13 protein-coding genes are annotated in these 13,511 nt (G+C 71.6%); 5 read left to right on the forward strand and 8 right to left on the reverse strand.

Going from position 1 to position 13,511, the window contains the following annotated elements:
• Positions 1-798: 798 nt before the first annotated feature.
• From ACFWW9_RS00005 to ACFWW9_RS00025, 5 genes are all read right to left on the reverse strand, one after another.
• Positions 799-2,829, reverse strand: a complete 2,031-nt coding sequence (locus ACFWW9_RS00005) for a diguanylate cyclase domain-containing protein (protein ID WP_390370126.1) — start codon at positions 2,827-2,829, stop codon at positions 799-801.
• 50 nt (positions 2,830-2,879) lie between these two features.
• Positions 2,880-3,686 (reverse strand): SAM-dependent methyltransferase, encoded by an 807-nt coding sequence (locus ACFWW9_RS00010; protein WP_390370128.1) that lies wholly within the window; start codon positions 3,684-3,686, stop codon positions 2,880-2,882.
• 171 nt (positions 3,687-3,857) lie between these two features.
• A complete protein-coding gene (locus tag ACFWW9_RS00015) occupies positions 3,858-4,310 on the reverse strand; it encodes a hypothetical protein (protein WP_390370130.1) in 453 nt (150 codons plus the stop codon).
• Positions 4,288-4,899 carry an RNA polymerase sigma factor gene (locus tag ACFWW9_RS00020; RefSeq protein WP_390370132.1) on the reverse strand — a complete coding sequence of 204 codons (612 nt, stop codon included), beginning with the start codon at positions 4,897-4,899 and terminating at the stop codon, positions 4,288-4,290. The genes ACFWW9_RS00015 and ACFWW9_RS00020 overlap by 23 nt, the downstream gene beginning before the upstream one ends.
• Positions 4,900-5,012: 113 nt before the next feature.
• Positions 5,013-5,858: a S8 family serine peptidase gene (locus ACFWW9_RS00025; RefSeq protein WP_390370134.1), complete on the reverse strand. Its 846-nt coding sequence runs from the start codon at positions 5,856-5,858 to the stop codon at positions 5,013-5,015.
• A 9-nt stretch (positions 5,859-5,867) separates the two neighbouring features.
• On the opposite strand from ACFWW9_RS00025, the gene ACFWW9_RS00030 reads away from it, so the two are divergent.
• The 4 genes from ACFWW9_RS00030 (at position 5,868) to ACFWW9_RS00045 (ending at position 9,828) form a co-directional block, all read left to right on the forward strand.
• Positions 5,868-6,206 carry a hypothetical protein gene (locus ACFWW9_RS00030; protein ID WP_390370135.1) on the forward strand — a complete coding sequence of 113 codons (339 nt, stop codon included), beginning with the start codon at positions 5,868-5,870 and terminating at the stop codon, positions 6,204-6,206.
• 109 nt (positions 6,207-6,315) lie between these two features.
• Positions 6,316-8,943, forward strand: coding sequence for a CHAT domain-containing protein (locus ACFWW9_RS00035; RefSeq protein WP_390370137.1), 2,628 nt, complete (start codon positions 6,316-6,318; stop codon positions 8,941-8,943).
• Between the two features lie 16 nt (positions 8,944-8,959).
• A complete protein-coding gene (locus ACFWW9_RS00040) occupies positions 8,960-9,403 on the forward strand; it encodes a nucleoside deaminase (RefSeq protein ID WP_390370139.1) in 444 nt (147 codons plus the stop codon).
• 86 nt (positions 9,404-9,489) lie between these two features.
• Positions 9,490-9,828, forward strand: a complete 339-nt coding sequence (locus tag ACFWW9_RS00045; protein WP_390370140.1) for a hypothetical protein — start codon at positions 9,490-9,492, stop codon at positions 9,826-9,828.
• Here ACFWW9_RS00045 and ACFWW9_RS00050 read toward each other — a convergent pair.
• On the reverse strand, positions 9,825-10,211 hold the full coding sequence (locus tag ACFWW9_RS00050; RefSeq protein WP_390370142.1) for an STAS domain-containing protein: 387 nt from the start codon (positions 10,209-10,211) through the stop codon (positions 9,825-9,827). The genes ACFWW9_RS00045 and ACFWW9_RS00050 overlap by 4 nt on opposite strands.
• Positions 10,212-10,288: 77 nt before the next feature.
• A complete protein-coding gene (locus tag ACFWW9_RS00055; RefSeq protein WP_390370143.1) occupies positions 10,289-11,371 on the reverse strand; it encodes a glutamate--cysteine ligase in 1,083 nt (360 codons plus the stop codon).
• Between the two features lie 80 nt (positions 11,372-11,451).
• Between ACFWW9_RS00055 and ACFWW9_RS00060 the strand changes: the two genes are divergently transcribed.
• A complete protein-coding gene (locus ACFWW9_RS00060; protein ID WP_390370144.1) occupies positions 11,452-12,459 on the forward strand; it encodes a DNA topoisomerase IB in 1,008 nt (335 codons plus the stop codon).
• A gap of 1 nt (position 12,460) precedes the next feature.
• Here the strand turns inward: ACFWW9_RS00060 and ACFWW9_RS00065 are convergent, their stop codons facing one another.
• Complete coding sequence (locus ACFWW9_RS00065) at positions 12,461-13,462, reverse strand: hypothetical protein (protein ID WP_390370145.1); 1,002 nt, start codon at positions 13,460-13,462, stop codon at positions 12,461-12,463.
• Positions 13,463-13,511 lie beyond the last annotated feature (49 nt).

The raw sequence follows: 13,511 nt of genomic DNA on the forward strand, positions 1-13,511 counted from the left end.
AAAACAACCGGGGGCCGGCCGGGGTGGGGGTTAAAAGAACCTGCCGGCAAGCTACGGATTGGTCCCGGTGCGAGTGCCGGCCGGGGGCCGGAAGAGAGAAAGAGCAGTTCCGATCGGTGCAGGTAGCGGCCAGGTCGGGTTGGTCACGGGGTTGGGTTGAGGCCGGGGGCCTGCTGACTACGGCTTCTGCGGTGCTTCAGTCACAGGTTGCCTGCGGCAGACAGCTTGGAGTGGTTGAGGGCGCAGGGTTGCCTCCGGCAGGCCTACAGGACCGGCCGACGCAAGGTTGCCTGCGGCAGGCCTGCCGCTCGTCGACGGCGCAGGGTTGCCTGCGGCAGCAGGCTTGAGAGCTGATTGCCTGCCTGCTGGGCCTGGCTGGTTGGTTCGTGTCCGATTTTATTTGGGGGATTTGCCCCTTAAAATTGGAGATCGGGCACGGCTTTGGGGCACTGCCTTTTGGCCCGATCAAGGGGCAAATCTAGGGGCCCCAAATCAAATCGGACACAGCACGCTGGAAGTCGAAGCCGCCAGGTAGGCAGGCTGGGAGCTGTGGCCGCTGACCAGCCCGGCTGGGAGTCGTAGCCGCTGGCCGGCCCGGCTGGAACCGGAAGCCGCTGGGTGACCAAGCAGCGACCTGGTGTCGCTGGGTGAGCAAGCAGGAAGCCGAGCCGCCGCGAGAGCCACCTTAGAACCCCGTAGACGCCAGGCCCGACGGCACCCGAAGCAAAATCTGGCCCCAGCAAAGAGAATATTCCGCTCGACCCCTAACCCGATCGGCTGCTTCCGTTCGGGTAGAACCTAGTACTCGTCCATCGTCTGCCTGGGTAGCAAGTGATCCACGCCGATCGAGCGCAGCCACTCGTTCGGCTCCTCGTCGGTTTCGTCCGCCAGCACGACCACCCCGGCGTCCCGCAGCAGTGTCACCACCGCTCCCGCTCCAGCGCGTGCGAGTGGGCTGTCCGGGGTTGGGCTCAAGATCACGGCGTGTGGGTGGGTTTGGTCTACAAAGGACAGGTCGTCCGCGCCGCCGGTCAGGTCGTGGAGGACTACCTTCACGCCCATGTCCGCCAGGACCGTGGCGTTGTCGTCCCACTCCTCGCATCCTGTGCCCCGCAACGACAAACCCACCCACAGTCGGTGTGGGGCCAGACCGGCGACAGTCAGGGCTCGGCCGACTGCCGCTGTCAGGTCTGGGTCGCGGGAGTGGTCGGGGGAGAGGCGGACCAGGACCGGTAGGTGTTCTTCGGGGTCTGATGCCCTGGTGGTGGAGTGGGTGAGGAGGGTTGTGCCCAGGGGGATGGTGTGGCCCAGCTCGTCGGCGAACATCAGGCACTCGTCGTGGTGGATGAGGCGGTCGTCCAACTCCCAGCGCAGGTTCGCTAGGAGGAGCAGGCCGTCCACCGGGTGGAACTCGGTGTAGATGTCGCCTGCTTCCAGGGCGCCTGGGAGTGCTGCCACCAGTTCCAGGTGGGGGCGGTCCACGGCGTCCTGGTCGGGGTCGTAGTACGCCCATTGGCGTTTGCCCTTGGTTTCCGCGCGGCGGAGGGTGCTGTGGGCCTGGCGGACGAGGGCGAGTGCGTCTGTGCCGCGTGCCGAGGTGCGGATGAAACCCATGCTGGCCGAGACGGCGGTGGAGTGGGTGGCGTCCAGTTTGATCGGTTCCGCCACGGCGTTGTCGATCGCGGTTGCCAGGGTGGAGATGGTGGGTGTTGCCGGGGAGTCCTCGATGAGGATGACGAACTCGTCGCCGCCCGCTCGTGCTACTACCGCCAAGTCGCCTGCTACGACTGCGGTGAGGCGGTGGGCGATTTCGGTGAGTACGCGGTCGCCTGCTTGGTAGCCGAGGCCGTCGTTGACCAGGGCGAGGCTGTCCACGTCGAGGTAGCACAGGGTGATGGTGTCCGGGACGTGGAGTCTGCCCAGGACCTTTTCCAGGTGTGGCAGGAAGCTCTGCCAGTTGGGGAGGCCGGTCAGGACGTCGTGGAGGGCCTGGAAGCGGAGGTATTCGCGCAGGGTGCGTTGGTCCGTCACGTCTTCGATGACGGCTACGAAGAACTTGGGTTGGTCGTTGCTGTCCCGGACTACTGACAGGACCACGTTCGCCCAGATCTCGTCGCCGTCCGGGCCGGTGAAGCGGCGTTCGGAGCGGGAGCTCTCCTCCATGGCCTTGAGCAGTGAGTCGCACGACGCTCGGAGGCCGTCGAGGTCTTCTTGGGTGAAGACCTCCGGTGGGGTGGGTGTCTGGTGGCCGAGCATCGCGGTCAGGGCCGGGTTGGCCTCCACGAGGGCGCCGGTGGCGTCGAGGGTCACGATTCCCACCGCTGAGCTGGCGAAGACCTGGCGGAAGCGGGCCTCGCTGTCGTGCAGGTCCTGCTGGGTTTCGCTCAAGGTCAGCAGGAGTGCGTTGCGGACGCGTTCCTGCTCGTCGAAGATCTGTTCGCGCACAGCGTTGGCGTAGCCGGTCGCCAAGGCGCTCATGGTGAACAGCACGCGGTTCTCGCGGTCCGGGGCGTCGGTCAGGGTGCGGAGTGCCGGTCCTAGAACGTCCACTGTGGTCTGGAGGCTGGTTTGGCCGGTGTAGCGGGCGTCGACCAGCCACGCGCCGATGTCCGCTGCCGGCTCCGCGGTGAACGGTGTCGCGGTGAGCAGACCGACCAGCGCGTCCACGTGGGTGTCCAGGTGGCGGCGGATCTTCCGGCGCGACATGGGCGAGTACGCGGTGCGCGCTAGCGCCTTGGCCCACTTCTCCCCCAGACGGAGGTGAGCGGGTTCGGTCCCGGACGGCGGCGGACCGTCCGGGGGCTGCTTTGCCCCTGGGATCGTGCTCATCGTCGTTTCTCGGAGGCGGCGATCGGACTGGTGGAGCGGACCGGCCTGGGTCAGGGCTTTCGGCCTACCGCCGCGTAGAGGTTGGCGCGACCGGGGTCGTCGCCGACCTCGTCCGGTGACTCCGGACGCCACTCGGGCGTCATCACCAGACCGGGTGGGATCACGTCGAAGCCGTCCAGCATCCGCAGCACCTGCTCGGCGGTGCGGGGCGTGATCGGCTCGGCGGTGTTCCGGAAGACGCCGGCGCCCGCGGCCATCGCCTCGGGCATCCGGTCCGGGGTGAAGTGCGACAGCGCCAGGTAGCTGCCGGAGCAGAGGGCGTCGCGGTAGCGGGCCAGCACGCCCCACGGGTCGTCCGAGTCGGGGATGAACTGGAGCACGCCAACCGCGAGCAGGCCGACGGGTTGGCTGAAGTCCAGCATCCGCCGGGTTTCCGGGTTGGCCAGCACGGCCTCCGGCTCGCGCAGGTCGGCGAGGACCGCGGCGGCGTTCGGGTTGTCGGCGAGCAGCAGCTCGGCGTGGGTGACCGCGACCGGCTCGAAGTCGACGTAGACGACGCGGCACGTCGGGTCGGCCTCCTGGGCGACCTCGTGGACGTTGCCGACCGTCGGGATGCCGGAGCCGAGGTCGAGGAACTGGCGCACGCCGAGGTCCACGAGTTCGAGCACCGCGCGCCGCAGGTACGCCCGGTTCAGCCGGGCCATGTCGCGCACCGGCAGGACCTTGATCAGCTCCTCCGCGGTGTCGCGGTCGGCGGCGAAGTTGTGGCCGCCGCCGAGCAGGTAGTCGTAGATCCGCGCCGAGCTCGGCAGATCGACGTCGACGCCCTCCGGCACCCAGCCCACCCGGTCGACCATGGTCCACGCCCGCCTTCGCGATGAGTCCGCTGAAGGGGATTACCTTACCGACCAACGTCAACGGCTGAACGGCCCACAACGCGGTTCACCCGTCCGCGCGGTGGATCGGTCGCCGAAGCGGTTCCGGAGAAACGGCAGCCCCGTCGCGGACCGCGGGTGAACGCGACGGGGCTAGACGCAGATCCAGTCGGTCTGCACGGTGGTGCCGTCGATGGTGCAGCGCAAGCGCATCGGGCCGGGAGGCGGCGGGCCGAGGAGGAACGAGCCGAACTCGTCCGCCGTCGTCTCCTCGGTGGGACCACCGGGGGTGAGCAGCACGACCACGGCCCGGCTCGGCGGCATGAGCTGCCCCGCGATCCCGGCCTCGGTCACCTCCACCTGCAACGAGACGCCGTCCGCGTCGAACACGAGCTGCCGCGCCGTCAGCACCGCCCGCGCCCTGCCCGCCAACTCGGTGTCCAGGATCGAGTCGTAGCTGGTGAGCAGCAGCAGTTCCGCGTCGATCGTGCGCCACGCGAACGCGGCGCGCCCGGCCTCCAGGAACTCCGGCGGCACCGAGGCCGCTTCGGTCAACGCCGCGTCGAGGTCCCCCAGCAGGAATTCATCGCTGTCCCAGTGCCGCACCGAGCACACCTCCCTCCGGGGCCACGCCCGTGAACGCGAGGATCGCGGGCGTCTTGCGCAACTTGTTCAGGCAGCGGATCCGGGTGGGTCCGATGCTGCCGATCGGCATGTCGAGGTCCGTGCTGACGTCGGCGTAGCTCGGCGGCGGGTCGGCCATCAGCTTCGCCAGCAGTTCCCGGCACTGGTCGGACAGCATCCGGAACCCGTCGCGCAACGCCTGCCGCCGTTCGGCCGCCAGCAGTTCGGCCTCGACGTCCGCCTGGTCCACGGCCACCGCTTGCTCGTCGGTCGCCTGGGGGTCGAACGGCTGGGTCCGCTGCTGGAGCTTCAGCATGCGCAGGCACTCGTTGCGCGTGGTGGTCGCGATCCAGCCCGGCAGGGCGTCGGGGTCGCGGAGCCTCCCGATCTGCTCCACGAGCCGCAGCCACAGCGTCTGGTTCACGTCCGCCGCGTCCGCGGGGCGCAGCCGGTGCTGGTAGATCACCGACAGGACCAGCGGCGTGTACCGGTCGACGATCTCGTTCCACGCGCGCTGATCGCCCGCGTTCGCCGCCTCGACGAGCGCGGCGATCGGGGATGCATGGGTCACGTCCCCTCCTCTTGTTCAGCAGGGACTGACGCGCCTTGCTCGGAAATGCTGCCACAAGCTGCGGAGCACCGAGGGGCGCGTCAGATACACGTCGGAGTGGATTTCGTGCGCGGTCAGGGCACCTGGACGCCGTAGCCGGGGAAGAACTCGGAGCCGGACAGCAGCAGGTCACGGGCTTGGGTGGCGCTGATCCCGTTCGACGTCATCAGCGCGGCGATGGTTCCCGACACGTGCGGGGTCGCGAAGGACGTGCCCGCCCAGTAGGCGAACCGGTCGAACGCCTCCGGGGTCGGCTCGCCCGGCAGCTGCCACTCGCCCTTGAGGTAGGTGGAGCTGCGGTTGCCGATCGCGCACAGGTCGACCCAGTGGCCCCGGTTGCTGTAGCAGGCCGGGACGACCGTGCCGTCGCCGTTGAGCGCCAGCGCGGCCACGCCGACCACGTTCGGCAGCGCGCCGGGCCAGCTCGGCCGGTCCGTGCCCTGGTTGCCCGCCGACGCGACGACCACGACGTCCTTGGGCAGCAGGTTGACCGCCCGCCGCACCGGCTCGGACGCCACGTTGTCGAGCGTGAAGCAGCCCAGCGACATGTTGACGATCTGCACGCCCTTGGCGAGCCCGGTGATGGCGGTGGCGAGCGACTCCTCGTCGCCGAGGCCGTTCGGGTCCAGCGCCGCCTCGGGGTCGAAGCGCGCGCCCGGCGCGGCCTGGCGGGCCACGCCCGCGACGAACGTGCCGTGCCCACCCTGGAGCGCGAAGAAGTCGCCGTGGTCGTACGCGGCGTCGACGTCGTCGGCCTGCGGGGTGTACCAACCGCCCAGCCAGTCCGGGTGGTCCGTCGCGGCGGTCGCGGAGATGCCGGTGTCGATCACGCCGATCGTCACGCCCTTGCCCAGGTCCGGCCTGCCCGGCTTCGGCAGCGGGGTGGTCGGGCGGGGCCGGTCGCCGGGGCAGCCGTGCATGTTGCCGCCGTGGCCGACGGTCAGGTGGTGCGGCTGGACGACCGGGGTGCGCTCACCCGGCCAGGTCTTGGGGTCGCGGAGCAGGCGGACGATCCGCGGAATGTCGTCGCGATTGTTGGGGAGATTCACCCGTTCCAAACCGAGGAATCCCTTGCCCAATTCGAATCGGAAACCGTTCTCCCGCAGTTTGGCGATTACCCGCTGGAGGTCTTCGGTGGTGACCAGCAGTTGGCCCGGTCGGAACAGGAACTCACGACCCGGTTCGGCGTGCAGCCGAATGCGTTCATCCTTGGCGATGAGCTGGTCAAGTGCTTTCAGGTAAAGCTCGGCGCGGTCCGACGATTTTGACACCAAAGCCTCACAACAACGTCGCGGAGGGGTGGACATGCGGCAACCGAACAGCGTGGTCAAGCTACCACAACGACGTTCCCAATCGGTCGCCCGATAAAGTGCACGGGTGGCCGATGTTTCCGCCGCCGATGCGCTGGACGCGAGACAACGTGACCCGCACGCGGCAATCGAGATGGGCCGTTCGGCGCTGCGTCGCGCACGGGCGGCGGGCGACGCCGAGGAGGCGTCGCTGGCCGAGCGCGCCATCGGGCTGTCGTTCCGCGAACTGCACGACTTCGACGCGGCCGAACGCCACCTGCGGAGTTCGGTCCGGATCGCGAGAAGTGCGGATTCGGCGCGGTTGACGGCGTTGGCGCGGATGAGCCTGGCGTTCGTCCTGTCGAACACCGGCAGGCACGTGCAGGCGTTGCGCGCGATCACGGCGGCGCTGCCGGACCTGCACGGGCAGGACGCCGGGGCGGGGCGGACGACGCGCGGGATCGTGCTGCACTTCCTGTGCCGCTACGACGAGGCGCTGCGCGAGTACAACGCGGCCGTGGACGTGGTGCGGAGGTTCGACGACCGGCTCACCGAGGCGCGCGTGCTGAACAACCGCGGCCTGCTGCGGGCGTACACCGGGGGTCTGCGGGCCGCGGACGAGGACTTCGACCGGTCCGCGCTGCTCTACCGCGAGCTGGGTCAGGACTTGGCCGTGGCGGACGTGCGGTGGAACGCGGGCATCTCCGCGGTGCGGGCGGGGGACATCCCGCGGGCGTTGACGATGTTCGCCGAGGCGGACGCGGAGTACCGGCGGCTGGAGGTGCCGCGCCCGCTGCTGCTGATCAACCGGCTGGAGCTGCTGGTGTCGGTGCCGCTGGTGGAGGAGGCGCGGGCGGCGGCCGATCGGGCGTTGGCCGAGATGGGCGGCCGGAACCTGGTGCTGGGTCGGTCGGAGGCGTTGTTCTACCGGGCGCGGATCGCGCTGCTGGAGGGTGACCTGGAGCAGGCGGCGGAGACGGCGGCGTTGGCGCGCAAGGGGTTCCGGCGGGAGAAGCGCGAGGTGTGGGAGGCGAACGCCCGGCACGTCGAGCTGCACGCGGCGTACTTGAGCGGGCAGCGGTCGCGGCGGCTGGGCACCGGGATGGCCCGCGTGGCGGACCGGTTGGACGAGCTGGGCTGGCGGACGCCCGCGTTGGAGGCTCGGGTGGACGCGGCGCTGATCGCCCGCGACCTGGGGGATTCGGCGTTGGCGCGCGAGCACCTGGAGGTGGCGGGCGCGGCGCGGCGGGGCGGTCCGGCGGTGAACCGCGCGCAGGGCTGGTATGCCGAGGCGCTGCGGCGTGAGCTGGACGGCAACCCCCGTGGCGCGCAGACGGCGTTGCGGCGCGGGCTGGCGCTGCTGGACGAGTACCGCGTGTCCCTGGGAGCCGCGGAATTGCGGGCGTTGAGCGGGGCGCAGGGCAAGGCGCTGGCGTTGGCCGGGCTGCGCGGGGCGGTCGCGACCGGGCACGCGGCGAAGGTGCTGACGTGGGCGGAGAGCTGGCGGGCTGGGGCGTTGCGGATGACGCCCGCGCGGCCGCCGGAGGACTCCGCGGTGGCCGACGCGCTGGCCGAGCTGCGGGCCGTGACCGCCGATTTGGAAGCCGCGTTGCTGGCGGGCAAGGCGTCGGGGGCGTTGCGGCAGCGGCAGGTGCGGATGGAGCAGCGGGTCCGCGACCTGAGCCGTCAGGTCAGCGGCGGGGGTGCGATTCACCGGCCGCCCGCCGTGCGGGACCTGGCGTGGGCGCTGGGGGACGCGGCGCTGGTGGAGTACGTGAACTTCGACGACGAGCTGCTCGCGGTCGTCGTGGCGGGCGGTCGGGCGTCGCTGCACCGGCTCGGCGACGTGGACGGGGCGGTGCGGGAGATCCGGCTGCTGCGCTTCGCGCTGCACCGCATGGTGACGCTGCCCGCCTCGGTCGACCGGTCGCACCTGCGGGCCACCGCCGCGCACGCCGCCCGGCGGCTCGCGGACCGGCTGCTCACGCCGCTGCGCAAGCGGATCGACGGCCGCGCGCTGGTGCTCGCGCCGACGGGCGTGCTCAACGGCCTGCCGTGGGCGGTGCTGCCGGGCAACGAGGGCCGGTCCGTGACGGTCGCGCCGTCGGCGACGGTGTGGCTGCGGGCCGCCACGTCCTCGCGCGTGCCCCGACCGGACGACGTGGCCGTGCTGGCGGCCGGACCACGGCTGCCCGCCGCGCCGACCGAGATCACCGCCGTGGCCGAGCACGTGCCGGGCGCGCGGATCCTGGTCGACGGGAAGGCGACGGTGGACGAGGTCGCCGCCGCGATGGACGGGGCGACGCTGGCGCACGTGGCCGCGCACGGCTCGTTCCGCGCGGACAACCCGCTGTTCTCCGCGCTGGAGCTGGCCGACGGGCCGTTGACCGTCTACGACCTGGAACGCCTGCGCACGCCGCCCGCGCGGGTCGTGCTGTCGGCGTGCGACTCGGGGATGTCGGCCGTGCGGCCCGGCGACGAGCTGATGGGCTTCACGGCGGCCCTCCTGGGCCTGGGCACGGCCACGCTGATCGCGCCGGTGATGCCGGTGCCGACCGAGACGACCACGCCGCTCATGGTCGACCTGCACCGCAGGCTCGCGCAGGGCGTGACCCCGGCCGTGGCGCTCGCGCAGGCGCAGCGGGAGCACTCGGAGGGTGGCGACGACCTGGCGTACGCGGCGAGCGTCGGCTTCGTCTGCTTCGGCGCGGGGTGAGCGCTAGCGTGGGCCGATGGACGCACAGGAGATGCTCGCGGTAGCCGTCGAAGAGGCCAGGGCCGGGCTCGCGGAGGGTGGGATCCCGATCGGCGCGGCGTTGTTCGACGTGAACGGGACGCTGCTCGGGCGTGGCCACAACCGGCGGGTGCAGGACGGCGACGCCTCCAGCCACGGCGAGACGGACGCGTTCCGCAACGCGGGCCGTCGGGCGAGCTACCGCGACACGATCATGGTCACGACGCTGTCGCCGTGCTGGTACTGCTCCGGGCTGGTGCGCCAGTTCGGCATCCCGCACGTGGTGGTCGGCGAGGCCACGACGTTCTCCGGCGGCCACGACTGGCTGGCCGAGCACGGCGTCCGGATCACGCTGCTGGACGACCAGGAGTGCGTGGGGCTCATGACGGACTTCATCGCGGCCCGGCCGGAGCTGTGGTTCGAGGACATCGGCGAGGTCTGACACGAGGAAGGTCCGAAACACCGCGTAACACGCCACGCTGCGTCACGACACGTCCCGGACACGTGACGGGCTGAAGATCACCGGGCATGTGGAACTGGCACGACGACGCGCTGCTGCTGGACGAAGGCGTGGTCGCGGTGGAGGTGCCCGCCGGGTGGGCGGGCGAGGTGAGCCACCAGCTCACGTTCGCGGGGCCGTTGGGGCCGATCCTGGCCGCCGCGCGCGGCCGGTGGCTGTTCCTGGCGGACCCCGAGCCGGAACCGGTGCAGCACTACGTGCTGCCGCCCGCCGTGCGCTGCTGGGACGGGCCACGGCGGATCGAGACCGGCGCGGCGCGCTGGGTCGTGGAGCCGGGGCGCAGCGCACTGCCCACGGTCGGGGCGGTGCGCTGCGCCATCCGCACTGTCCGGCGCTCGCTCGTCTAGTGCTTCGCGACGGCCTCGTCGACGGTGGCCACGATCGTGAACACCGAGTTGAGGCCGGTCGCCTCGATGGGCCGCAGGGCCGCACGGCCGGACGCGACGACCACGAACGCGATGTCGAGTTCGGTCGCCCGCTGCTGGCCGACGACCAGCGCCTCCAGGCCCGCCGAGCCGAGGAACCGCACGCCGCCGAGGTCGACGACCACGGTCTTGTTGGCCTCGACCAGCTGGTCCTGCAGCGGCAGGGCGAGCTCCTGGGCACTCGTGGTGTCCAGCTCGCCGGACACGTGCAGCACCACCAGGCCCGGAGCCGCGCGGTTCACCTGCACGGACGCCAGGACGGCGGGCTGAGGCGCGGTCGCTCCCGTCGCTGTGGGATCGGGCACACCGGTCTCCTCTCACTTCGACCGCCGGGGGGTGGCGGTTCACCTACGGTAGACCCCGCTGGGCGCGGGAGGTCACTTCAGTCGAGCGTCCACGCGACGAGCCGGTCCACGAGCGCGCGCGGATCGCTGTCGGCCTTGAGCGCCCTGCGCTGCCGGGTCGCGGCGGAACCGTTGGCGCGCAACCACGCCAGGTGTTCCTCCACAGTGGACAACTGGCCGACCCGGCGCAGGGCGTCGGCCGTGTAGGCGACGAGCTGGGCGGCCTGGTCGTGCGCGGGCACGAGCGCGCCGGTGCGCAGGTCGACCCCCTGCCCGTCGATCCCGTCGCGCGCGGCCCGCCACGCGGCGGCGCGCAGCAGCACGGGGTCCACCGGCTCGTCGGTCGGCGGGTTCTCGGCGGCGGTGGCGGCGAGCGCGCGCACCAGCTCCGCGAACACCGCGACCTCCTTGACGGTCATCGGCAGGTCGGCGACGCGGACCTCGATCGTGGGGTGGTTGGCGGACGGGCGGATGTCCCAGTACACCATTCCCTTGTCCAGCAGAGCTTCCGAGTCGATGAGCGACCGGACCAGCCGCTCGTAGTGCTCGGCCGACTCGAAGTGCGGCGGCGCGCCGCCGACGGGCCAGCGCGACCAGATCATCGCCCGCCAGCTCGCGTAGCCGGTGTCCTCGGTGTCCATCACGGGCGAGTTCACCGTGAGGGCGAGGAGCGTCGGCAGCCACGGGCGGAGGGCGTTCGAGATCAGGATCGCCGTGTCGGCGTCCGGCACGCCCACGTGGACGTGGCAGCCGCAGACGCCCTGACCGCCGAGGAGCTTGCGGTGCGAGTGCTCCATGAGGCGGTAGCGGGGGTCGTCGCTCTCCGGCGGGGGCCCCGCGCGGCCGAGCGGGGGGATGGCCGACGCCATCAGGTTCGCGCCCACGGCCTTCGCCGCCTTGGCCAAGTGCTCGCGGCCCGCGCGGATCTGGTCGACCAGTTCCTCCGGTGTCTCGCACACCGGGGTCGCGACCTCGATCTGGAACGGCGTCAGCTCGCGCTGCACGTCGAAGGCGTCACCGGCCTCGGCGACCACCTCGGGGGCGAGGGGGACCGGACGACGGGATTCGGGGTCCACCAGGAACAGCTCCTGCTCGACGCCGACGGTCCACGGGGAGGTCATGTGTGCCTTTACCCGTTCGGGTGGCGGTTCAACCCCGGAGTCGGGTTTGTGTTCGGGCGGGCGTGGGCACAGGGGTCGGTATGAGACTCCGGCGCAGCGACGTGACCGGTCCGGGCTGGGCTCGCGCACGGCACGGGCGGGGGTTCACCTACCGGGACGCCTCCGGCGCGACCGCGTCCGCCGAGGTGCGGGCGCGGATCGCGGACCTGGCGATCCCGCCCGCGTGGCGGGACGTGTGGATCAGCCCGTTCCCCAACGGGCACGTGCAGGCGGTGGGGACGGACGACGCCGGGCGGCGCCAGTACCTCTACCACCCGCGGTGGACGGAGGAGCAGGACGCGGCGAAGTTCACCAGGGTGCTCGGGCTGGCACCATCGCTGCCCGCGTTCCGGGAGGAGGTGGAGGAGCTGATGCGGGAGCCGGGGCTGGGGGCCTCGCGGGTCGTGGCGACCGCCCTGCACCTGCTGGACCGGGGGATCTTCCGGGTGGGCGGCGAGTCCTACGCGCAGGACAACGGCTCGTTCGGCGTGGCGACGCTGCTGAAGTCGCACGTGGTCGTGCGTGGGGACGTCGTGGGGTTCTCCTACCCGGCGAAGAGCGGCGTGGAGTTCACCCGCGACCTGGAGGACCCGGCGCTCGCACGGGTCGTGCGGTCGCTGCGGCGCGCGGGCGGCGAGTCGGACCGGCTGCTGGTGTACCGGGACGGGGACCGGCGGTGCGAGGTGCGGGCCGAGGACGTGAACGAGCGGTTCAAGGAACTGGTGGGGGACGAGTACTCGGTGAAGGACCTGCGGACGTGGCACGCGACCGTCGTGGCGGCGGTGGAGTTCGCGCGGGCCGACAAGCCGACGTCGGAGCGGGAACGGGCGCGGGTCGTGAGCGCGGTGATGGAGGACGTGGCGGAGGAACTGGGGAACACCCCCGCCGTGGCGCGGAAGTCCTACGTCGACCCCCGCCTGGTGGAGGCGTTCGAGCAGGGGAGGACCGTGCGGGCGGCACTGCGCCGGGCAGGTGACGGCGAACTGGTGTCCGACCGGGTGCGGGCGATCGTGGAACCGGCCGTGGTGCGGCTGCTGAAACGGGGGTGAGTCAGCCGCGCAGCAGCGCGCCGACGTCCTCGTGCAGGCGCAGGTGCTCCCCGACCAGGACGATGTGGGCTCGGGTCGCGACGGCGGCGTGCGGGAGGACCTCGTCCGCCCGCTGCTTGACCAGGCCGGTGTGCGGCGTCGCCGAGATCTGGTTCCCGGTCGGGTCCACCCACAGGTCGCGTTCGCCGACCACCGCGTCGCTCAGCAGCAGGGTCGCGACGGCCCCGGCGCTCAGCGCCGCCGAGACCGCGCGGAGACCGTGCACCGCCGTGCCGGTCGACCTGGTCGACTCGTCGCGGAAGCGGTCGACCACGTCGCGGTTCTCGTCGTGGTTGCGGCGGCTGGCGAGGTGGTGGACGACGTGGTCGATGTTCGTGGCGCCGGAGCGCGGGGTGGCGTCGACCTCGACCACGATGTGCTGGTGGACGGACGGCAGCGTGTTGCGCAGGGCCCGGCGCGCCCGCAGCGGACCGGCCAGCACCAGCAGCGGGGCCTTGAGCCACGTCACCATGCGGGACGCCTCCTCGCTGATGTCGGAGAGCTCCGCGGTGCGCAGGCGTTCGCCGCTCGGGGGCAGGCGGCCGCCGACGGTGGCCACGGCCACCGAGCGGCCGGCGTGGTCGACACCGCGCAGGTCCGCGCCGAGGTGGTCAAGGTGGACGATCACGTGCGGCACCAGCGGCTCCGCGAGGTCCACCAGCGGCAGCAGGTACGGGAGCGGGGAAAGCCTTGCGGTGTAACCGGAAGGCGGGATGGGGAGGTCGCGGTCCAGCACCACCTCGTTGTCGCGGACGATGAGCGCGCGGCCCGCCGGACCGGTCGGGGCGGGGTGGCCGAGGATCGCTTCGTCCAGCACGGCCAGGGTTTCCGGACTGGCCGACTGGGCGTCCAGCTGGTCGCGCATCGCGCGCCAGCGGAGGTCGACCAGGCTGGAGGCGTCGTAGTACACGGAGGTGAAGGGGCCCGTTGTGCGGATCAACGCCTGAAGGTCGCCGGTGTCCATGGGCGTGCTCCCTCCGGTGGACTCGTGACTCGCACCAGGTACCCGGTGC

This window comes from Umezawaea sp. NPDC059074 (genome assembly GCF_042738955.1).
GTDB lineage: Bacteria > Actinomycetota > Actinomycetes > Mycobacteriales > Pseudonocardiaceae > Umezawaea.